Here is an 18,352-nt window from a genome sequence, read left to right as displayed (position 1 = left end):
TGGTCGATCTTAAGAGGCGGGTGATTTATTTCCGGCGCTTGACCTGTAAACTCGCGAGCTTTGGCTCTGTGCTTGTTGCAGGCGCGGAGTATCGCATATGTGGGCCGTTTGTTCGCCTGCTCTTTATCTATAGGCAAAAACTCTTTCAATGAATCTGCTCAAATCGTTGGCCGCCGTCAGCTCTATCACGATGATTTCCCGGGTTCTAGGGTTTGTACGTGACACGCTGCTGGCACGTATTTTTGGCGCCAGCATGGCCACGGATGCCTTCTTTATAGCCTTTAAACTGCCCAACCTGCTGCGGCGGATCTTCGCCGAAGGGGCTTTTTCCCAGGCTTTCGTACCGATTTTGGCGGAATACAAGGCCCAGCAAGGCGAGGAGGCGACCCGCACCTTTATTGCCTATGTGTCGGGCTTGCTGACGTTGGTGCTGACGTTGGTGACGATCGCCGGGATGCTCGCCGCGCCCTGGGTGATCTGGGCCACGGCCCCCGGTTTTGCCAATACGCCGGAAAAATTCGCCCTGACCACTGATCTGTTGCGGGTGACCTTTCCTTATATATTGCTGATTTCCCTGTCGTCCCTGGCCGGGGCGATCCTCAATACCTGGAACCGCTTTTCGGTGCCGGCCTTCGTGCCGACCCTGCTTAACGTCAGCATGATTATTTTTGCGCTGTTCCTGACGCCGTACTTCGATCCGCCCGTGATGGCTCTGGGCTGGGCGGTGTTGGCCGGTGGCCTGGCACAACTGCTGTACCAACTGCCGCACCTGAAGAAGATCGGTATGCTCGTGCTGCCGCGCCTGAACCTCAAGGACACCGGCGTGTGGCGCGTTATGCGCAACATGCTGCCGGCAATCCTCGGGGTTTCCGTCAGCCAGATCTCGCTGATCATCAATACCGCCTTTGCCTCGTTGCTGGTCTCGGGCTCCGTATCGTGGATGTACTACGCCGACCGTCTGATGGAGTTGCCGTCCGGCGTGCTGGGCGTGGCGCTCGGCACCATCCTGCTGCCGACGCTGTCCCGCACATACGCCAGCAAGGACCGTCACGAATACTCGCGAATTCTCGATTGGGGGCTGCGCCTGTGCTTCGTCCTGGTATTGCCGTGCTCCCTGGCGCTGGGGATCCTGGCGGAACCATTGACCGTTTCTCTGTTTCAGTACGGCCAGTTCAGTGCGTTTGATGCCTCGATGACCCAGCGTGCGCTGATCGCCTATTCCGTCGGGCTGCTGGGTATTATCGTGATCAAGGTCCTGGCGCCCGGCTTTTATGCCCAGCAAAATATCCGTACCCCGGTGAAGATTGCGATCTTCACCCTGGTGGTCACGCAACTGCTCAACCTGGTGTTTATCGGCCCGCTGGCTCATGCCGGCCTGGCGTTGGCCATTAGTGTCGGCGCCTGCATCAACGCCGGCCTGCTGTTCTATCAACTGCGTAAACAGAAAATGTTCCAGCCGCAGCCGGGCTGGGGCATGTTCGCGCTCAAGTTGCTTGTGGCGGTGGCGATGATGTCTGCGGTGTTGCTGGGGCTGATGCACTTTATGCCTGCCTGGGATCAGGGCCATATGCTGGAGCGCTTCATGCGCCTCGGTGCGTTGGTAGTGGCTGGTGTGGTGGTGTACTTCGGCATGTTGCTGCTGATGGGCTTCCGCTTGCGGGATTTCAATCGCAAGTCGCTGAGCTAGAGACTTTTCGTCGATAAGGCGGTTGTTTTATCGATTCGCGCAAATGGCCTGCGCTGTTGCCTGTCGTCCGGGGCTGGGTGTGGTTATAATCGACCACTTTATGAGCAAGAAGCGCGTTATGCAGCTGGTTCGAGGTCTCCACAACCTGCGCCCCCAGCATCGGGGCTGCGTCGCCACTATTGGCAACTTTGACGGTGTTCACCGTGGCCACCAGGCTATCCTGGCCCGCCTGCGTGAGCGTGCGGTTGAGTTGGGCGTGCCCAGCTGTGTGGTGATTTTTGAACCACAGCCGCGCGAATTCTTTACCCCGGAGACGGCGCCGGCGCGTCTGGCCCGTCTGCGGGACAAGCTGCAACTGCTGGCTGAAGAAGGCGTGGACCGCGTCCTCTGCCTGGCTTTCAACCAGCGTTTGCGCAGCCTCAGCGCCGCCGAGTTCGTCGACCGTATCCTGGTGGACGGCCTGGGCGTGCAGCACCTGGAGGTCGGCGACGACTTCCGTTTCGGTTGCGACCGGGTAGGGGATTTCGATTTCCTGCAACAGGCCGGCGTCACCCAGGGTTTTACCGTCGAAGCCGCGCAAACCGTCGAACTGGACGGCCTGCGCGTGAGCAGTACCCAGGTGCGTAACGCCTTGGCCGCTGCCGACTTCGCCTTGGCCGAGCGCTTGCTCGGTCGCCCGTTCCGGATTGCCGGGCGGGTGCTGCACGGCCAGAAGCTGGCGCGCCAACTGGGCACGCCAACTGCCAACGTGCAGCTCAAGCGCCGTCGTGTGCCACTGACCGGGGTTTACCTGGTGAGTGTCGACATCGACGGCCAATCGTGGCCCGGAGTCGCCAACATAGGCGTCAGGCCCACGGTTGCAGGTGATGGCAAAGCCCACCTGGAAGTTCACCTTTTGGATTTTGCCGGTGATTTGTATGACCGGCGTTTGACGGTGGCTTTCCACCAAAAGCTGCGTGAAGAGCAGCGTTTCGCCTCCCTGGAGGCGTTGAAAACGGCGATCAATGCGGATGTCGCCGCCGCCCGTGCACTAGCCGCACCTAGCGCCCATCGCTAATGAAGAGCCTTAAATGACCGACTATAAAGCCACGCTAAACCTTCCGGACACCGCCTTCCCAATGAAGGCCGGCCTGCCACAGCGCGAACCGCAGATCCTGCAGCGCTGGGACAGTATTGGCCTGTACGGAAAGTTGCGCGAGATTGGCAAGGATCGTCCGAAATTCGTCCTGCACGACGGCCCTCCTTATGCCAACGGCACGATTCACATCGGTCACGCACTGAACAAGATTCTCAAAGACATGATCATCCGCTCGAAAACCCTTTCGGGTTTCGACGCGCCTTATGTCCCGGGCTGGGACTGCCACGGCCTGCCGATCGAACACAAAGTCGAAGTGACCTACGGCAAGAACCTGGGCGCGGATAAAACCCGCGAACTGTGCCGTGCCTACGCCACCGAGCAGATCGAAGGGCAGAAGTCCGAATTCATCCGCCTGGGTGTATTGGGCGACTGGGCCAACCCTTACAAGACCATGGACTTCAAGAACGAGGCCGGTGAAATCCGCGCCTTGGCCGAAATCGTCAAGGGCGGTTTCGTGTTCAAGGGCCTCAAGCCCGTGAACTGGTGCTTCGATTGCGGCTCGGCCCTGGCTGAAGCAGAAGTCGAGTACGAAGACAAAAAGTCCTCGACCATCGACGTCGCCTTCCCGATCGCCGACGAAGCCAAACTGGCTGAAGCCTTCGGTCTCGCGAGCCTGGCCAAGCCAGCCTCCATCGTGATCTGGACCACCACCCCGTGGACCATCCCGGCCAACCAGGCGCTGAACGTGCACCCGGAATTCACCTACGCCCTGGTGGACGTCGGTGACAAGCTGCTGGTGCTGGCTGAAGAGCTGGTCGAGGCGTGCCTTGCCCGCTACAACCTGCAAGGCTCGGTAATCGCGACCACCACCGGCTCCGCGCTGGAGCTGATCAACTTCCGTCACCCGTTCTACGACCGCCTGTCGCCAATCTACCTGGCCGAGTACGTTGAACTGGGCGCCGGCACCGGCGTGGTTCACTGCTCGCCTGCCTATGGTGTAGACGACTTCGTGATCTGCAAGCAGTACGGCCTGGTCAACGACGACATCATCAACCCAGTGCAAAGCAACGGCGTGTACGCGCCGTCCCTGGAATTCTTCGGTGGCCAGTTCATCTTCAAGGCCAACCCGGCGATCGTCGACAAGCTGGCTGAAGTCGGTGCGCTGCTGCACACCGAAACCATCACCCACAGCTACATGCACTGCTGGCGTCACAAGACCCCGCTGATCTACCGCGCCACCGCGCAGTGGTTTATCGGCATGGACAAAGAGCCGACCAGCGGCGACACCCTGCGTAACCGCGCGATCAAGGCGATCGAAGACACCAAGTTCGTTCCGGCCTGGGGTCAGGCGCGCCTGCACTCGATGATCGCCAACCGTCCGGACTGGTGCATCTCCCGCCAGCGCAACTGGGGCGTACCGATCCCGTTCTTCCTGAACAAGGAAAGCGGCGAGCTGCACCCACGTACCGTCGAACTGATGGAAGTGGTTGCCCAGCGTGTTGAGCAAGAAGGCATCGAAGCCTGGTTCAAGCTGGACGCCGCCGAGCTGCTGGGCGAAGAAGCGCCGCTGTACGACAAGATCAGCGACACCCTGGACGTCTGGTTCGACTCCGGTACCACTCACTGGCACGTATTGCGCGGTTCGCACCCGATGGGCCACGAGACCGGCCCGCGTGCCGATCTGTACCTGGAAGGTTCCGACCAACACCGTGGCTGGTTCCACTCCTCGTTGCTGACCGGCTGCGCGATCGACGATCACGCCCCGTACCGCGAGCTGCTGACCCACGGCTTCACTGTCGACGAGAACGGTCGCAAGATGTCCAAGTCCCTGGGCAACGTGATCGCGCCGCAAAAGGTCAACGACACCCTGGGCGCGGACATCATGCGCCTGTGGGTTGCCTCTACCGATTATTCGGGCGAGATGGCCGTGTCCGAGCAGATCCTGCAGCGCAGTGCCGATGCCTACCGCCGGATCCGTAATACCGCACGCTTCATGCTATCGAACCTGACCGGTTTCAACCCCGCCACCGACATCCTGCCGGCCGAGGAAATGCTCGCCCTGGACCGTTGGGCCGTGGACCGTACCCTGTTGCTGCAGCGCGAGCTGCAAGAGCACTACGGTGAATACCGCTTCTGGAACGTCTATTCGAAGATCCACAACTTCTGCGTGCAGGAGCTGGGTGGTTTCTACCTCGACATCATCAAGGACCGCCAGTACACCACCGGTGCCAACAGCAAGGCCCGCCGTTCGGCGCAGACCGCGCTGTACCATATCTCTGAAGCGCTGGTGCGCTGGATCGCCCCGATCCTGGCTTTCACCGCCGACGAGTTCTGGGAATACCTGCCGGGCGAGCGTAACGAGTCCGTCATGCTCAACACCTGGTACGAAGGCCTGACCGAATTGCCGGCCGACTTCGAGCTGGGCCGCGAGTACTGGGAAGGCGTGATGGCCGTCAAGGTTGCCGTGAACAAGGAACTGGAAGTGCAGCGCGCGGCGAAGGCCGTTGGCGGCAACTTGCAGGCCGAAGTCACGCTGTTTGCCGAGGAAGGCCTGACCGCTGACCTGGCGAAGCTGAGCAACGAACTGCGCTTCGTCTTGATCACCTCGACCGCCAGCCTGGCGCCGTTTGCCCAGGCACCTGCGGATGCCGTCGCGACCGAAGTCCCGGGCCTCAAGCTCAAAGTGGTCAAGTCGTCCTTCGCCAAGTGCGCCCGTTGCTGGCACTGCCGTGAAGATGTCGGCGTGAATCCTGAGCATCCGGAAATCTGCGGTCGTTGCGTCGACAACATCTCTGGCGCTGGCGAGGTCCGTCACTATGCCTGAAGCCAGTCGTTTTGGACGCCTGGGCTTGCTCGTATTGAGCGTGCTGGTGCTGGTCATTGACCAGCTCAGCAAGGCTCATTTCGAAGGCGCCCTGGAGATGTACCAGCAGATCGTGGTGATTCCCGACTACTTCAGTTGGACCCTGGCCTACAACACCGGTGCTGCGTTCAGCTTCCTGGCTGACAGCTCCGGCTGGCAGCGCTGGCTGTTTGCCCTGATCGCCGTGGTGGTCAGTGCCGTGCTGGTGGTCTGGCTCAAACGCCTGGGGCGCGATGACACCTGGCTGGCCGTGGCACTTGCCCTGGTGCTCGGTGGTGCATTGGGCAACTTGTACGACCGCATTGCCCTGGGCCATGTGATCGACTTTATTCTGGTGCATTGGCAGAACCGCTGGTACTTCCCGGCGTTCAACTTTGCCGACAGCGCCATCACCGTCGGTGCAATCATGCTGGCGTTGGATATGTTCAAAAGTAAGAAAACCGGAGAGACCGTTCATGACTGAACAGGTATTGGCTGAGCAACGCATCGGCCAGAACACGGAAGTCACCTTGCATTTCGCATTGCGCCTGGAGAATGGCGACACGGTCGACAGCACGTTCGACAAGGCCCCGGCGACCTTCAAGGTCGGCGACGGCAACCTGCTGCCGGGTTTCGAAGCGGCACTGTTCGGCTTCAAGGCCGGCGACAAGCGCAACCTGCAGATCCTGCCGGAAAACGCCTTTGGCCAGCCCAACCCGCAAAACGTACAGATCATCCCGCGTTCGCAGTTCCAGGACATGGAACTGTCGGAAGGCTTGCTGGTGATCTTCAATGATGCGGCGAACACCGAACTGCCGGGTGTGGTGAAAGCTTTTGATGACGCGCAAGTGACCATCGACTTCAACCACCCGTTGGCCGGGAAAACCTTGACCTTTGATGTCGAAATCATCGACGTTAAAGCGCTGTAACTAACGAAATCGGCCTACTGTAGGAGCGAGCTTGTTGTGGCGAGGGAGCTTGCTCCCGTTGGAGTGCGTAGCACTCCCAAACTGTTCATCGAGATACACCTGATGTGTCTCGATTGCCCAGGTTGGGGCTGCTTCGCAGCCCAGCGGGAGCAAGCTCCCTCGCCACACAAGCTCGCTCCTCAGGGCAAGACACGAGGCACAGCATGCAAATCAAACTCGCCAACCCCCGTGGCTTCTGCGCCGGCGTGGACCGGGCGATTGAAATCGTCAACCGCGCCCTGGAAGTCTTCGGGCCGCCGATTTACGTGCGCCATGAAGTCGTCCACAACAAATTCGTGGTCGAAGACCTGCGCAGCCGCGGGGCCATCTTCGTTGAAGAACTGGACCAGGTGCCGGACGACGTTATCGTTATCTTCAGCGCCCACGGCGTTTCCCAGGCCGTGCGCACTGAAGCAGCAGGCCGTGGCCTGAAAGTGTTCGACGCCACCTGCCCGCTGGTGACCAAGGTGCACATCGAGGTCGCGCGCTACAGCCGTGATGGTCGTGAATGCATCCTGATTGGCCACGCCGGTCACCCGGAAGTCGAAGGCACCATGGGCCAGTACGACGCCAGCAATGGCGGCGCGATCTACCTGGTAGAAGACGAAAAAGACGTCGCCGCGTTGCAGGTGCACAACCCTGAAAAGCTGGCCTTCGTTACCCAGACCACCCTGTCCATGGACGACACCAGCCGCGTCATCGATGCGTTGCGTACGCGCTTCCCTGCGATTGGCGGGCCACGCAAGGACGACATCTGCTACGCCACGCAAAACCGTCAGGATGCGGTCAAGCAATTGGCCGACGAATGCGACGTGGTGCTGGTGGTGGGTAGCCCTAACAGCTCCAACTCCAACCGTTTGCGTGAACTGGCCGAGCGCATGGCCACTCCGGCCTATTTGATCGATGGTGCCGAAGATATGCAGCGCAGCTGGTTCGATGGCGTCGAGCGCATCGGCATCACGGCGGGTGCCTCGGCCCCGGAAGTGCTGGTTCGCGGCGTTATTCAGCAACTGCAGGCCTGGGGCGCCACAGGCGCTGATGAGCTGGCGGGCCGTGAAGAGAACATCACTTTCTCCATGCCCAAGGAGCTGCGGGTTCGCTCGCTGCTCTGAGTCCCAAGGTGCCGGCATAGCCCCGGCACAGCGCCTGCTCGGTTTTGTTACTGCGCAGGCTAATGCGCCCGCTGGCGGCCAGCACTACTTGATACAGGCTCAGTTGCTGGTCCGTCGCGCACACGTGAACGGTGCCGGCGCTGAAAGCCCCTGCTGACAGCAGCGGTTCACCCAGGCCGCTGAAGCGTATCTGGGTTCGCACTGGCGTATTCCCCACAATCGGTATCTGGCCACTGTCCTGGCGCTCCAGCAGCACCGGGTTTTTGTCGTCCAGATGGCCGCGACCGTTCAGGTCCAGTACCACCCTCCATCCCCGGCTCCAGTCATCCTCCAGTGCATGGATAACCACCGTGCGATTACGCGCGATGGCTTCCGTGCGGGCGTAACGCACCCCGCCGGCGAGTGATTCTGCGGCGCTCTGGCGACGTTGCGACTCAAGCAACCCCTTGAGACTCGGCACTGCCAGATTGGCCAGGATGCCGCTCAGGAACAGGCCCAGAACCAGCTCAATCAGAGAAAAACCTCGTTGCTTCATGTGCCGTCCCTCCGTGGACGCGGTGTGCTTTTTCAGTGAATGCCGAGTGGCAGACTTAGTTATAGCGGCCAGTCCGGCGTGGTGAATGATGGCCATCCTGTCCAAAGTATTTCGCTTTGTTCCCGGGGGCAGCGCTCAGGCAAGACCGGCGCTAGTCTTGCGTCGCACGGCAGATTTCCACTGCTTTTTGATGACCTTCGACATGGATGACGATGGTAATGATCGCTTGCCCCGTAACGAATCACCCTCAATTGACCCAGGCCGGGATGACCCTGATCGAGGTCCTGGTATCTGTGTTGATCCTCGCCGTCGGCCTGCTGGGGGCTGCGGTGATTCAGCTCAATGCATTGAAATACACCGACAGTTCCAGGATGACCAGTCAGGCCAGTTTCATTGCGTACGACATGCTCGACCGCATCCGCGCCAACTCAGGCGCCGATTACTCATGGGGGCAAAGCGAGCGCGCGCCCTCCAGCACTTCGGTCGCAAGTGTCCGTGATCTGGACCTGCACGATTTCGAAGCCAACATCGCAGGGTTTGCAGGGGAGAGCGCAAGGGGTTCGGTTGCGGTCAATCAGCGAGAGGTGACCATCAGCATCAGTTGGGATGACTCCCGTGGGGCGAAGGCTCAAGGCGCTCGGGAAACGTTCACCCTGACCAGCCGGGTTGCTGTTGACCCGAGGGGGTTGCCATGAGCGGCCCCGCTCGCGGTTTTAGCCTGGTGGAGCTGTTGCTGGCGTTGGCGCTGGGGCTGGTGTTGATCATGGGTGTGACCCAGATCGCGCTCAGCTCCCGAGCCACCCGTGACAACCAAAGTGCAGCTTCGCTGTTGCAGGATGATGCACGGTTCGTCCTGGGCAAGCTGATTCAGGAAATACGCCAGGCGGGCATGTTTGGTTGCCTGTCCACCGCGTCAATCAGCAACGCTCCCCCAGGGTTCGGCCGCCCCATCGGCTGGAGTGCCACCGGCAACTCCCGGTCGCTGACGCTGGTGACCGCTGACGTCGGAGAGGGTGGCAGCAAGCCTGACTGGACAGTGCTTTCCGATTGCACCGGTTCTGCTCACGCTTTTGGGGGAAGCCCACCAGCACCTGCGCCCGGGCAGATCCGCTTTCCATTGCGCAAGCTGACTTACACCTTCGAGGGGGGGCAGCTAAAGCTCAGCACGTTGGCAGCCCCGAGCAAGGCAGTGCTGGTGGATAACGTGGGGGCTTTTGATATCAGTTTCGGGGTGGCCGGGAAGGCGGGCTCAACGATTGTCACCCGATACGACCCCAACCCCGGTGATGAGTCGCTTATACGCAGTGTGCGGATTCTGCTGACACTTCAGGATCCAAATGGGCGGGTGAAAGACCAGACCTACAGCGTTGTAGCCGCGCTACGTAATCGTCTGGAGTAGCTTGCCCATGGGTTATTACCGTTCTTGTTCGAGGCAGGCAGGTATGGTTTTGCTGATCAGCCTGGTATTCCTGCTGTTGTTGGCGCTCCTCGGGTTGTCTTCGATGCAGGGGGCAATCTCGCAAGAAAAAATGACCGGCAGCGTTCGGCAGCGCAACCAGTCGTTTCAGCTGGCCGAAAGCGGCCTCAGGCTTGGAGAGTCTGTGGTGCAGGCACCTGGTTTTGGCTTGCGTCCTTGTCAATCGACTGTTGCGTGTGCGCCACCTCCCGAGTCGGTTTCGGTAGTAGGGCCTGGGACGAACCCTGTGTCGGCTGTCACTTGGGTGGGGATGAAAGATGGCGTCTACGGTATTCAGAATCTTGGGCCGGGAATGGGCTTGGCTCACCTTCCGGCAGAGACCCAAGCCACCCTCTATCGAGTGACTTCGGTGGGAATCAGCGGTCATTCGCGTTCCGTCCTGGAGACGGTGTATGCGCGCGTGGGCAGCGGCGCCGGTGAGCGTTTTCGACGAATCATGTGGCGACAACTTCAATAGGTAAGCGGCACGATGAGCAAGGATTGCACTGGTTTCACCCTGATCGAATTATTGATCGCCGTGGCGATCATCGGCCTTCTGGTTGGCGTCGCCTATCCCGGCTATACGAACCATATGAAAAAGGTCTATCGCGCCGAAATTGCCGGGTTGCTGACCGAGCAAGCTCAGCACCTGGAGCGTTATTACGCGAGGAACGGCACTTTTATTGATGCGACTGGCGTCATCGCCGGCAATGATCGCTATAGAATCACCCCTGCATTGAACCCTCAGGATTTCGTTCTGCTTGCCACGCCCGCAACTGATTCGGTGATGGCGAGCGATCCCTGTGCAGCCTTCAGCCTGACCAGTGCCGGTGCGCGAAGCAATCCGGGCGCCGTGCCTGACATGACGCGCAAGGCGTGCTGGGGGCAATGATGAGGAAGCTGGACGATTGGGCGCCGGGCGTGCCTTTTTCTTTTTATCGGCTGGATCGAACAATGGCTAAGCAACAGCAAGTAGTGGTTGTGGGTGGCGGGGTAATTGGCTTGTTGACAGCGTTCAACCTGGCGACCCAGGGGCAGACGGTGGTGTTGCTGGATCGCTCGGCGGTCGGGCAGGAGTCTTCCTGGGCTGGTGGCGGCATTGTTTCCCCGCTGTACCCATGGCGCTATAGCCCGGCGGTGACGGCACTGGCGCACTGGTCCCAGGATTTTTACCCGCAACTGGCAGAGCGTTTGTTCGCCGCTACAGGCGTTGACCCGGAAGTTCACACCACGGGCCTGTATTGGCTGGACCTTGACGATGAGGCCGAGGCGCTTGCCTGGGCGGCGCGCGAAGGGCGCCCGCTGAGCAAGGTGGATGTTTCAGCGGCCCATGACGCTGTGCCGGTGCTGGGTGCCGGGTTTTCCCAGGCGATCTATATGGCGGATGTGGCCAATGTGCGTAATCCGCGGTTGGTCAAATCCCTCAAGGCAGCCTTGTTGGCCCTGCCGGGCGTGACGATTCACGAGCAGTGCGCGGTTGAAGGGTTTATTCAGGAGGGCGGCAAGGTTGTCGGGGTGAATACGGCTCTTGGGCCGATCCGTGGCGATGAGGTGGTGCTTGCTGCCGGAGCCTGGAGCGGTGAGTTGCTGGGTAGCCTGGGGTTGGCGTTGCCCGTGGAGCCGGTCAAGGGGCAGATGATCTTGTATAAATGCGCCTCGGACTTCCTATCGTGCATGGTCCTGGCCAAGGGGCGTTATGCGATTCCGCGGCGAGACGGTCACATCCTGATCGGCAGTACGCTGGAGCATGAGGGGTTCGACAAGACGCCCACCGATTCCGCCCTGGAAAGCCTGAAAGCCTCTGCCGTCGAGTTGATTCCGGCACTGGCTGATGCCGAGGTGGTGGGGCATTGGGCCGGCTTGCGGCCCGGGTCGCCGGAAGGCATTCCCTATATCGGTAAGGTGCCAGGGTTTGACGGGCTATGGCTCAATTGCGGGCATTACCGCAATGGCCTGGTGCTGGCGCCGGCTTCCTGTCAGTTGTTTGCCGATTTGTTGCTGGAGCATAAGCCGATCATTGATCCGACGCCCTACGCGCCGGCAGGCCGGATCAACGCTGGATAGCCTTCGGACCCTGCTCCAGATGCGCCTGGGTGCAATACCACTCCTGGCGCAGGCTCAAGGCTCGATCCTGCGGCAGATGAAGGCCGCAGTGAGCGCAACGAACCATCTGAATAGTACCTTGCTCGCTGGGCCGCTGCTGTTTGGCGGCCGGGCTTTTGAATTTGCGCCAAATCCATACCGCGGCAGCAATAACGGCAATCCAGAACAGTAGACGAACCATGGTGGGCAGCTTCTCGACAAGTAATGCGCCAGTTTAGCCAAGGACGTGATGGGCGCACAGCGCAATTATGCAGCGCAATAAAAAAGGGAGCTCAAGAGCTCCCTTTTTGCATCGCGGCGAACAGTCAGTCAAAGACACCGAAGGTCATGTAGCTGAACCACGAGCGATCTTCGTTGTTGCCCAGGGCTTGAGGCCCTTGCTCTTCGATGATGTCGCCGTTTTCGTCACGCGGTTTGAGGTCCGACGGGATCGAATCCTTGGCGTCCTGGTATTGCTTGATGATGTCCTGGTTGGCGCGGGTTTCACCCGGCGGCAGCGGTGGACGGGACTCGATCAGGCCCAGGGTGTATTTGCTCAACCACGAACGGTTGTCGGCTTCGGCAACCTGCGGTACGAACTGGCCGTCCTTCAGGCTTGGGTGATCCGGGTAGTTGAGCTTCAGGGTTTCCAGGCTGGTGGCCGCCAGGGCGTCCAGGTGCAGGCGCTGGTAAGCCTCGGTCATCACGGCCAGGCCGTCACCCACGGATGGGGTTTCCTGGAAGTTTTCCACTACATAGCGGCCACGGTTCGCGGCAGCAACGTACGCCTGACGGGTCAGGTAGTAGTGGGCTACGTGGATCTCGTAGGAGGCCAGCAGGTTGCGCAGGTAGATCATGCGCTGCTTGGCGTCCGGCGCGTAGCGGCTGTTCGGGTAGCGGCTGGTCAGTTGGGCGAACTCGTTGTAGGAGTCGCGGGCAGCACCCGGGTCACGCTGGGTCATGTCCAGCGGCAGGAAGCGCGCCAGCAGGCCAACGTCCTGGTCAAACGAGGTCAGGCCCTTGAGGTAGTAGGCGTAGTCCACGTTCGGATGTTGTGGGTGCAGGCGGATAAAACGCTCGGCGGCGGACTTGGCAGCTTCCGGCTCGGCGTTCTTGTAGTTGGCGTAGATCAGCTCGAGCTGGGCCTGGTCGGCGTAGCGCCCGAACGGATACCGCGACTCCAGTGCCTTCAGCTTTGCCGTGGCGCTGGTGTAGCTGTGGTTGTTCAGGTCGGTCTGAGCTTGTTGGTACAGCTCGACCTCGCTCAGGTTTTCGTCGACGACTTCCTTTGTTGACGAGCAAGCAGCAGTCATGGCGAGGATGGCGATCAGCAGCAGGTGTTTCACTTGCATGGCGGCTTGCGTCCCTATGACGGCCGCTGTCTTGGGCGGGGCCGTCCTGTTATGATGAGCGCCCCTTGGAAAGCCTCGGGGCAAAAGACGCCGTATTTAACCACAAGCGCGCAGCCGAAACCAAAGGCTGTGCCACGCCTAGTCTGAGCATGTCCGATAAAATTGAACTTCGCGCAGAGGTGCCGTCCGAATTGGGCGGCCAACGCCTCGATCAAGTCGCCGCACAATTATTCGCTGAGCACTCGCGCTCGCGCCTTTCCGCCTGGATCAAAGACGGCCGCCTGACTGTGGATGGGGCGGTTATCCGCCCGCGAGACATAGTCCATGGTGGTGCGATTCTTGAGCTGACTGCCGAGCAGGAAGCCCAGGGAGAATGGATCGCCCAGGACATTGAACTGGACATCGTCTATGAAGACGACGACATCCTGGTGATCAATAAACCCGCAGGTCTGGTGGTTCACCCGGCTGCCGGGCACGCTGATGGCACCCTGCTCAATGCCTTGCTGCACCACGTGCCGGACATCATCAATGTTCCGCGCTGCGGCATCGTGCACCGTCTGGACAAGGACACCACCGGCCTTATGGTGGTGGCCAAGACCATTCAGGCGCAGACGCAGCTGGTCACACAACTGCAGAGCCGCAGCGTCAGCCGCATCTATGAATGCATCGTGATCGGCGTGGTAACCGCAGGTGGCAAAATCAATGCCCCGATCGGTCGCCACGGCCAGCAGCGCCAGCGCATGGCGGTAATGGAAGGTGGCAAACAAGCTGTCAGCCACTACCGCGTGCTCGAGCGTTTCCGCTCCCACACCCACGTGCGGGTCAAGCTGGAAACCGGTCGTACCCACCAGATTCGGGTGCACATGGCGCACATCAACTTCCCGTTGGTCGGAGATCCGGCCTACGGTGGCCGCTTCCGTATTCCGCCGGCGGCCAGTGCAACCATGGTTGATTCGTTGAAAACCTTCCCGCGCCAGGCACTGCATGCACGCTTCCTGGAACTGGATCATCCGACGAGCGGTAAGCGGATGAGCTGGGAATCGCCACTTCCAGACGATTTTGTCTGGTTGTTGTCGCTGCTCAAGCAGGATCGCGAGGCGTTCATCGGATGAGTGACTGGCTGATTCCTGACTGGCCTGCGCCGGCCGGGGTGAAAGCCTGCGTTACCACCCGTGCGGGCGGCGTCAGTCTGGCGCCGTTCGACAGCCTCAATCTCGGCGATCACGTTGAGGATAGCCTCGAAGCCGTCCTCGAAAATCGTCGTCGCCTCACCGATGCCCTCAATATTCAGCCAGCCTGGCTGCGTCAGGTTCACGGTGTGGTTGTGGTTGAGGCGGACCCCGGTCGTACTGCCGAGGCAGATGGCAGTTGGACCAGCACCCCAGGCGTCGCCTGCACATCGATGACGGCTGACTGCTTGCCTGCCTTGTTTTGCAATCGCGCCGGCACCCGCGTCGCTGCTGCCCATGCCGGTTGGCGTGGCCTGGCTGCGGGAGTTCTGGAAGCCGCTTTCGAAAGCCTGGACGCCGAACCTGGCGAAGTGCTGGTTTGGCTGGGCCCGGCCATCGGCCCGCAAGCCTTCGAAGTGGGGCCGGAAGTGCGTGAAGCCTTTATGCAGCAACTTCCGGAAACGATTGAGGCGTTCGTCCCCAGTCAGAACCCGGGCAAGTTCATGGCGGACATTTACCAACTGGCCCGCCTGCGGCTCGCAGCCCGCGGCGTCACGGCTGTGTACGGTGGCGGCTTGTGTACCGTGACCGATCCCCGCTTCTATTCCTACCGCCGCAGCCCGCGCACCGGTCGGTTTGCCTCCCTTATCTGGCTTGAACGCTAGACTCTCCTGACCTGCGTCAACTATTGGCAGCTTGAATCTCCCAGAATCGACCACATCTATAGGGGTATCTGGCAGGTTTCTTCATTCAGGATGTGTTTATAGCTCCGGCCTGCTCAAAAGGAAGGTGACTAATGCGTATTGATCGTTTAACCAGCAAATTGCAGTTGGCATTATCTGATTCTCAATCCCTGGCGGTTGGCCTTGACCATCCGGCCATTGAGCCTGCGCACTTGATGCAAGCGCTCCTGGAGCAGCAAGGCGGTTCCATCAAACCGTTGCTGATGCAGGTAGGCTTCGACGTCAACAGCCTGCGCAAGGAGTTGAGCAAAGAGCTCGACCAACTGCCGAAAATCCAAAATCCCACTGGCGACGTGAACATGTCCCAGGACTTGGCGCGCCTGCTTAACCAGGCCGATCGCCTGGCCCAGCAGAAGGGTGACCAGTTCATCTCCAGCGAACTGGTGCTGCTCGCCGCCATGGACGACAACAGCAAACTTGGCAAATTGTTGCTGGGCCAGGGTGTGAGCAAAAAAGCCCTGGAAAACGCCATCAACAACCTGCGTGGCGGCGAAGCGGTAAATGATCCTAACCACGAGGAGTCGCGCCAAGCCCTGGACAAATACACCGTCGACCTGACCAAGCGCGCCGAAGAAGGCAAGCTCGATCCGGTGATCGGTCGTGACGATGAGATTCGTCGCACCATCCAGGTCCTGCAGCGTCGCACCAAGAACAACCCGGTGCTGATCGGCGAACCTGGCGTGGGTAAAACTGCGATTGCCGAAGGCCTGGCCCAGCGCATCATTAATGGCGAAGTGCCGGACGGCCTTAAAGGCAAGCGCCTGCTGTCCCTGGACATGGGGTCGCTGATTGCCGGCGCCAAGTTCCGCGGCGAGTTCGAAGAGCGCCTGAAGTCCCTGCTGAATGAACTGTCGAAGCAGGAAGGGCAGATCATTCTGTTTATCGACGAACTGCATACCATGGTCGGCGCCGGTAAAGGCGAAGGTTCGATGGATGCGGGCAACATGCTCAAGCCAGCCCTGGCGCGTGGTGAGTTGCATTGCGTCGGTGCAACCACGCTGAACGAATATCGCCAGTACATCGAGAAGGATGCGGCCCTTGAGCGTCGCTTCCAGAAAGTACTGGTGGAAGAACCGAGCGAAGAAGACACCATCGCGATCCTGCGGGGCCTGAAAGAGCGGTATGAGGTCCACCATAAAGTCGCGATCACCGACGGCGCGATCATTGCGGCGGCGAAGTTGAGCCATCGCTACATCACTGACCGTCAGTTGCCGGACAAGGCCATCGACCTGATCGACGAAGCGGCCAGCCGTATTCGGATGGAGATCGATTCGAAGCCTGAAGTGCTGGACCGTCTGGATCGGCGCCTGATTCAGCTGAAAGTTGAATCTCAGGCCCTGAAGAAAGAAGAGGACGAGCCGGCGAAGAAACGCCTGGAAAAACTCCAGGAAGAAATTGTTCGCCTTGAGCGCGAGTATTCGGACCTCGAAGAAATCTGGACCTCGGAAAAAGCCGAAGTGCAGGGTTCTGCGCAGATCCAGCAAAAGATCGAACAGTCCCGCCAGGAGCTGGAAGCAGCGCGCCGTAAAGGCGACCTGAACCGCATGGCCGAGTTGCAGTACGGGGTGATCCCGGACCTGGAGCGCAGCCTGCAGATGGTCGACCAGCACGGCAAGCCTGAGAACCAGTTGCTGCGCAGCAAGGTGACCGAGGAAGAAATCGCCGAAGTTGTCTCGAAGTGGACCGGTATTCCTGTGTCGAAAATGCTCGAAGGCGAGCGCGACAAGCTGCTGAAGATGGAAAGCCTGTTGCACCAGCGCGTTATCGGCCAGGACGAGGCGGTGATTGCGGTGTCCAACGCGGTGCGGCGTTCCCGGGCCGGGTTGTCCGACCCGAACCGTCCGAGCGGCTCGTTCATGTTCCTCGGCCCGACCGGCGTGGGTAAGACCGAGCTGTGCAAGGCTTTGGCCGAGTTCCTCTTTGATACCGAAGAGGCCATGGTGCGGATCGATATGTCCGAGTTCATGGAGAAACATTCCGTGGCCCGCCTGATCGGGGCGCCACCAGGCTATGTAGGGTACGAAGAGGGTGGTTACCTGACCGAGGCGGTACGGCGCAAGCCTTACTCGGTGATCCTTCTGGACGAGGTCGAGAAGGCCCACCCGGATGTGTTCAACGTGTTGCTGCAAGTGCTGGAAGATGGCCGCCTGACGGACAGTCACGGACGTACCGTGGATTTCCGCAATACGGTGATCGTGATGACCTCCAACCTGGGCTCGGTACAGATCCAGGAACTGGTGGGTGATCGTGAAGCCCAGCGCGCAGCCGTGATGGACGCGCTGACCAGCCACTTCCGGCCGGAGTTCATCAACCGGGTCGATGAAGTGGTGATCTTCGAGCCTCTGGCGCGGGATCAGATCGCGGGCATCACCGAGATCCAGTTGGGCCGCCTGCGTAGCCGTCTGGCGGAACGTGAGTTGTCCCTGGACCTGAGCCGCGAGGCGTTGGACAAGTTGATCGCTGTCGGTTACGACCCGGTGTATGGCGCACGGCCGTTGAAGCGTGCGATCCAGCGCTGGATCGAGAACCCGTTGGCACAGCTGATCCTGTCGGGCAGCTTTATGCCGGGCACCAGCGTCGAGGCGGCGGTGGAGAACGACGAAATCGTCTTCCACTAAGCCCGAGTGGTACTGCTCTAAGGAGAGGCCCCGCGTTGCGGGGCCTTTTTTTTCGATAGGGCGTTGAACTGTAAGGCAAAGGCTTGTAAAGTGCGCCCCGCAGCAACGTCAGCCCAACGGTTTCTTCTCCCCAAGGAGAAATCAGAAAGAAGCGCAAATCATTGTCTTAAAAGCAATTTAAAGGGTTGACAGGGGTTTTTAAGATTGTAGAATAGCGCGCCTCAGAGACACTAACGTAGCGATACGGAAGCATCGAAGAGAAGGTAACAAGCAACAACGTAACACTTTGAAATATGTAGTTCCGTGATAGCTCAGTCGGTAGAGCAAATGACTGTTAATCATTGGGTCCCAGGTTCGAGTCCTGGTCACGGAGCCAATTTCAAAACCGGGGTATAGCGCAGTCCGGTAGCGCGCCTGCTTTGGGAGCAGGATGTCAGGAGTTCGAATCCCCTTACCCCGACCATATTTGGGTCGTTAGCTCAGTTGGTAGAGCAGTTGGCTTTTAACCAATTGGTCGTAGGTTCGAATCCCACACGACCCACCATTTTTGAGACCAGTTAACGCTGGAATCGAATCTTAAGATCAGAGGCCAAAAGCGCTGATCGAAGAAGGCGACTGAGAGGTCGCCTTTTTTTTACCGGGGTATAGCGCAGTCCGGTAGCGCGCCTGCTTTGGGAGCAGGATGTCAGGAGTTCGAATCCCCTTACCCC

Annotated in this window: 17 protein-coding genes and 3 tRNA genes; 17 read left to right on the top strand and 3 right to left on the bottom strand. The window is 59.9% G+C overall.

What is annotated here, in order from left to right; genetic code table 11:
* The first annotated feature begins 148 nt into the window (after positions 1-148).
* The 6 genes from murJ (at position 149) to ispH (ending at position 7,687) form a co-directional block, all read left to right on the top strand.
* Positions 149-1,687 carry a murein biosynthesis integral membrane protein MurJ gene (gene murJ, locus SNL23_RS19605; RefSeq protein ID WP_076014012.1) on the top strand — a complete coding sequence of 513 codons (1,539 nt, stop codon included), beginning with the start codon at positions 149-151 and terminating at the stop codon, positions 1,685-1,687.
* Between the two features lie 118 nt (positions 1,688-1,805).
* Positions 1,806-2,744, top strand: coding sequence for a bifunctional riboflavin kinase/FAD synthetase (gene ribF, locus SNL23_RS19600; RefSeq protein ID WP_076014011.1), 939 nt, complete (start codon positions 1,806-1,808; stop codon positions 2,742-2,744).
* Between the two features lie 13 nt (positions 2,745-2,757).
* Positions 2,758-5,589 carry an isoleucine--tRNA ligase gene (gene ileS, locus SNL23_RS19595; RefSeq protein WP_076014010.1) on the top strand — a complete coding sequence of 944 codons (2,832 nt, stop codon included), beginning with the start codon at positions 2,758-2,760 and terminating at the stop codon, positions 5,587-5,589.
* Positions 5,582-6,091, top strand: a complete 510-nt coding sequence (gene lspA, locus SNL23_RS19590) for a signal peptidase II (RefSeq protein WP_076014009.1) — start codon at positions 5,582-5,584, stop codon at positions 6,089-6,091. The genes ileS and lspA overlap by 8 nt, the downstream gene beginning before the upstream one ends.
* A gap of 7 nt (positions 6,092-6,098) precedes the next feature.
* A complete protein-coding gene (fkpB, locus tag SNL23_RS19585) occupies positions 6,099-6,536 on the top strand; it encodes an FKBP-type peptidyl-prolyl cis-trans isomerase (protein ID WP_003215879.1) in 438 nt (145 codons plus the stop codon).
* A 203-nt stretch (positions 6,537-6,739) separates the two neighbouring features.
* Positions 6,740-7,687, top strand: coding sequence for a 4-hydroxy-3-methylbut-2-enyl diphosphate reductase (gene ispH, locus SNL23_RS19580; protein WP_048724209.1), 948 nt, complete (start codon positions 6,740-6,742; stop codon positions 7,685-7,687).
* Here the strand turns inward: ispH and SNL23_RS19575 are convergent.
* A complete protein-coding gene (locus SNL23_RS19575; protein WP_076014008.1) occupies positions 7,641-8,222 on the bottom strand; it encodes a GspH/FimT family pseudopilin in 582 nt (193 codons plus the stop codon). The genes ispH and SNL23_RS19575 overlap by 47 nt on opposite strands.
* Positions 8,223-8,440: 218 nt before the next feature.
* Here SNL23_RS19575 and pilV point away from each other — a divergent pair, with 218 nt between their 5' ends.
* The 5 genes from pilV (at position 8,441) to thiO (ending at position 11,742) form a co-directional block, all read left to right on the top strand.
* Complete coding sequence (gene pilV, locus SNL23_RS19570) at positions 8,441-8,917, top strand: type IV pilus modification protein PilV (protein WP_318303170.1); 477 nt, start codon at positions 8,441-8,443, stop codon at positions 8,915-8,917.
* Positions 8,914-9,621, top strand: a complete 708-nt coding sequence (locus tag SNL23_RS19565) for a PilW family protein (protein WP_318303168.1) — start codon at positions 8,914-8,916, stop codon at positions 9,619-9,621. Before pilV ends, SNL23_RS19565 begins: the two co-directional genes overlap by 4 nt.
* A 7-nt stretch (positions 9,622-9,628) precedes the next feature.
* Positions 9,629-10,156 carry a pilus assembly PilX family protein gene (locus tag SNL23_RS19560; protein WP_167665247.1) on the top strand — a complete coding sequence of 176 codons (528 nt, stop codon included), beginning with the start codon at positions 9,629-9,631 and terminating at the stop codon, positions 10,154-10,156.
* A gap of 12 nt (positions 10,157-10,168) precedes the next feature.
* Positions 10,169-10,570, top strand: a complete 402-nt coding sequence (locus tag SNL23_RS19555) for a type IV pilin protein (RefSeq protein ID WP_318303167.1) — start codon at positions 10,169-10,171, stop codon at positions 10,568-10,570.
* A 62-nt stretch (positions 10,571-10,632) separates the two neighbouring features.
* Positions 10,633-11,742, top strand: a complete 1,110-nt coding sequence (thiO, locus tag SNL23_RS19550; RefSeq protein ID WP_318303166.1) for a glycine oxidase ThiO — start codon at positions 10,633-10,635, stop codon at positions 11,740-11,742.
* On the opposite strand, the gene SNL23_RS19545 is transcribed toward thiO, so the two are convergent.
* Together SNL23_RS19545 and SNL23_RS19540 are read right to left on the bottom strand one after the other, a co-directional pair.
* On the bottom strand, positions 11,729-11,962 hold the full coding sequence (locus SNL23_RS19545; protein WP_076014003.1) for a PP0621 family protein: 234 nt from the start codon (positions 11,960-11,962) through the stop codon (positions 11,729-11,731). The genes thiO and SNL23_RS19545 overlap by 14 nt on opposite strands.
* A 124-nt stretch (positions 11,963-12,086) precedes the next feature.
* Positions 12,087-13,112, bottom strand: coding sequence for an outer membrane protein assembly factor BamD (locus tag SNL23_RS19540; RefSeq protein WP_076014002.1), 1,026 nt, complete (start codon positions 13,110-13,112; stop codon positions 12,087-12,089).
* Between the two features lie 149 nt (positions 13,113-13,261).
* On the opposite strand from SNL23_RS19540, the gene rluD reads away from it, so the two are divergent.
* From rluD to SNL23_RS19510, 6 genes are all read left to right on the top strand, one after another.
* Entirely contained in the window at positions 13,262-14,224 is a 963-nt protein-coding gene (gene rluD, locus SNL23_RS19535) for a 23S rRNA pseudouridine(1911/1915/1917) synthase RluD (RefSeq protein ID WP_003215899.1), read from the top strand.
* Entirely contained in the window at positions 14,221-14,946 is a 726-nt protein-coding gene (gene pgeF, locus SNL23_RS19530) for a peptidoglycan editing factor PgeF (protein ID WP_076014001.1), read from the top strand. Before rluD ends, pgeF begins: the two co-directional genes overlap by 4 nt.
* A 131-nt stretch (positions 14,947-15,077) precedes the next feature.
* A complete protein-coding gene (clpB, locus tag SNL23_RS19525) occupies positions 15,078-17,642 on the top strand; it encodes an ATP-dependent chaperone ClpB (RefSeq protein WP_318303164.1) in 2,565 nt (854 codons plus the stop codon).
* A 300-nt stretch (positions 17,643-17,942) separates the two neighbouring features.
* Positions 17,943-18,018: transfer RNA gene (locus tag SNL23_RS19520), tRNA-Asn, on the top strand.
* A gap of 10 nt (positions 18,019-18,028) precedes the next feature.
* A tRNA-Pro gene (locus SNL23_RS19515) sits at positions 18,029-18,105 on the top strand.
* Positions 18,106-18,110: 5 nt separating this feature from the next.
* A tRNA-Lys gene (locus tag SNL23_RS19510) sits at positions 18,111-18,186 on the top strand.
* Positions 18,187-18,352 lie beyond the last annotated feature (166 nt).

It is taken from the genome of Pseudomonas sp. SED1 (genome assembly GCF_034044025.1).
GTDB lineage: Bacteria > Pseudomonadota > Gammaproteobacteria > Pseudomonadales > Pseudomonadaceae > Aquipseudomonas.
Note: the sequence above shows the minus strand (reverse complement) of the source record. Positions and strands in the feature narration are given on the sequence as shown.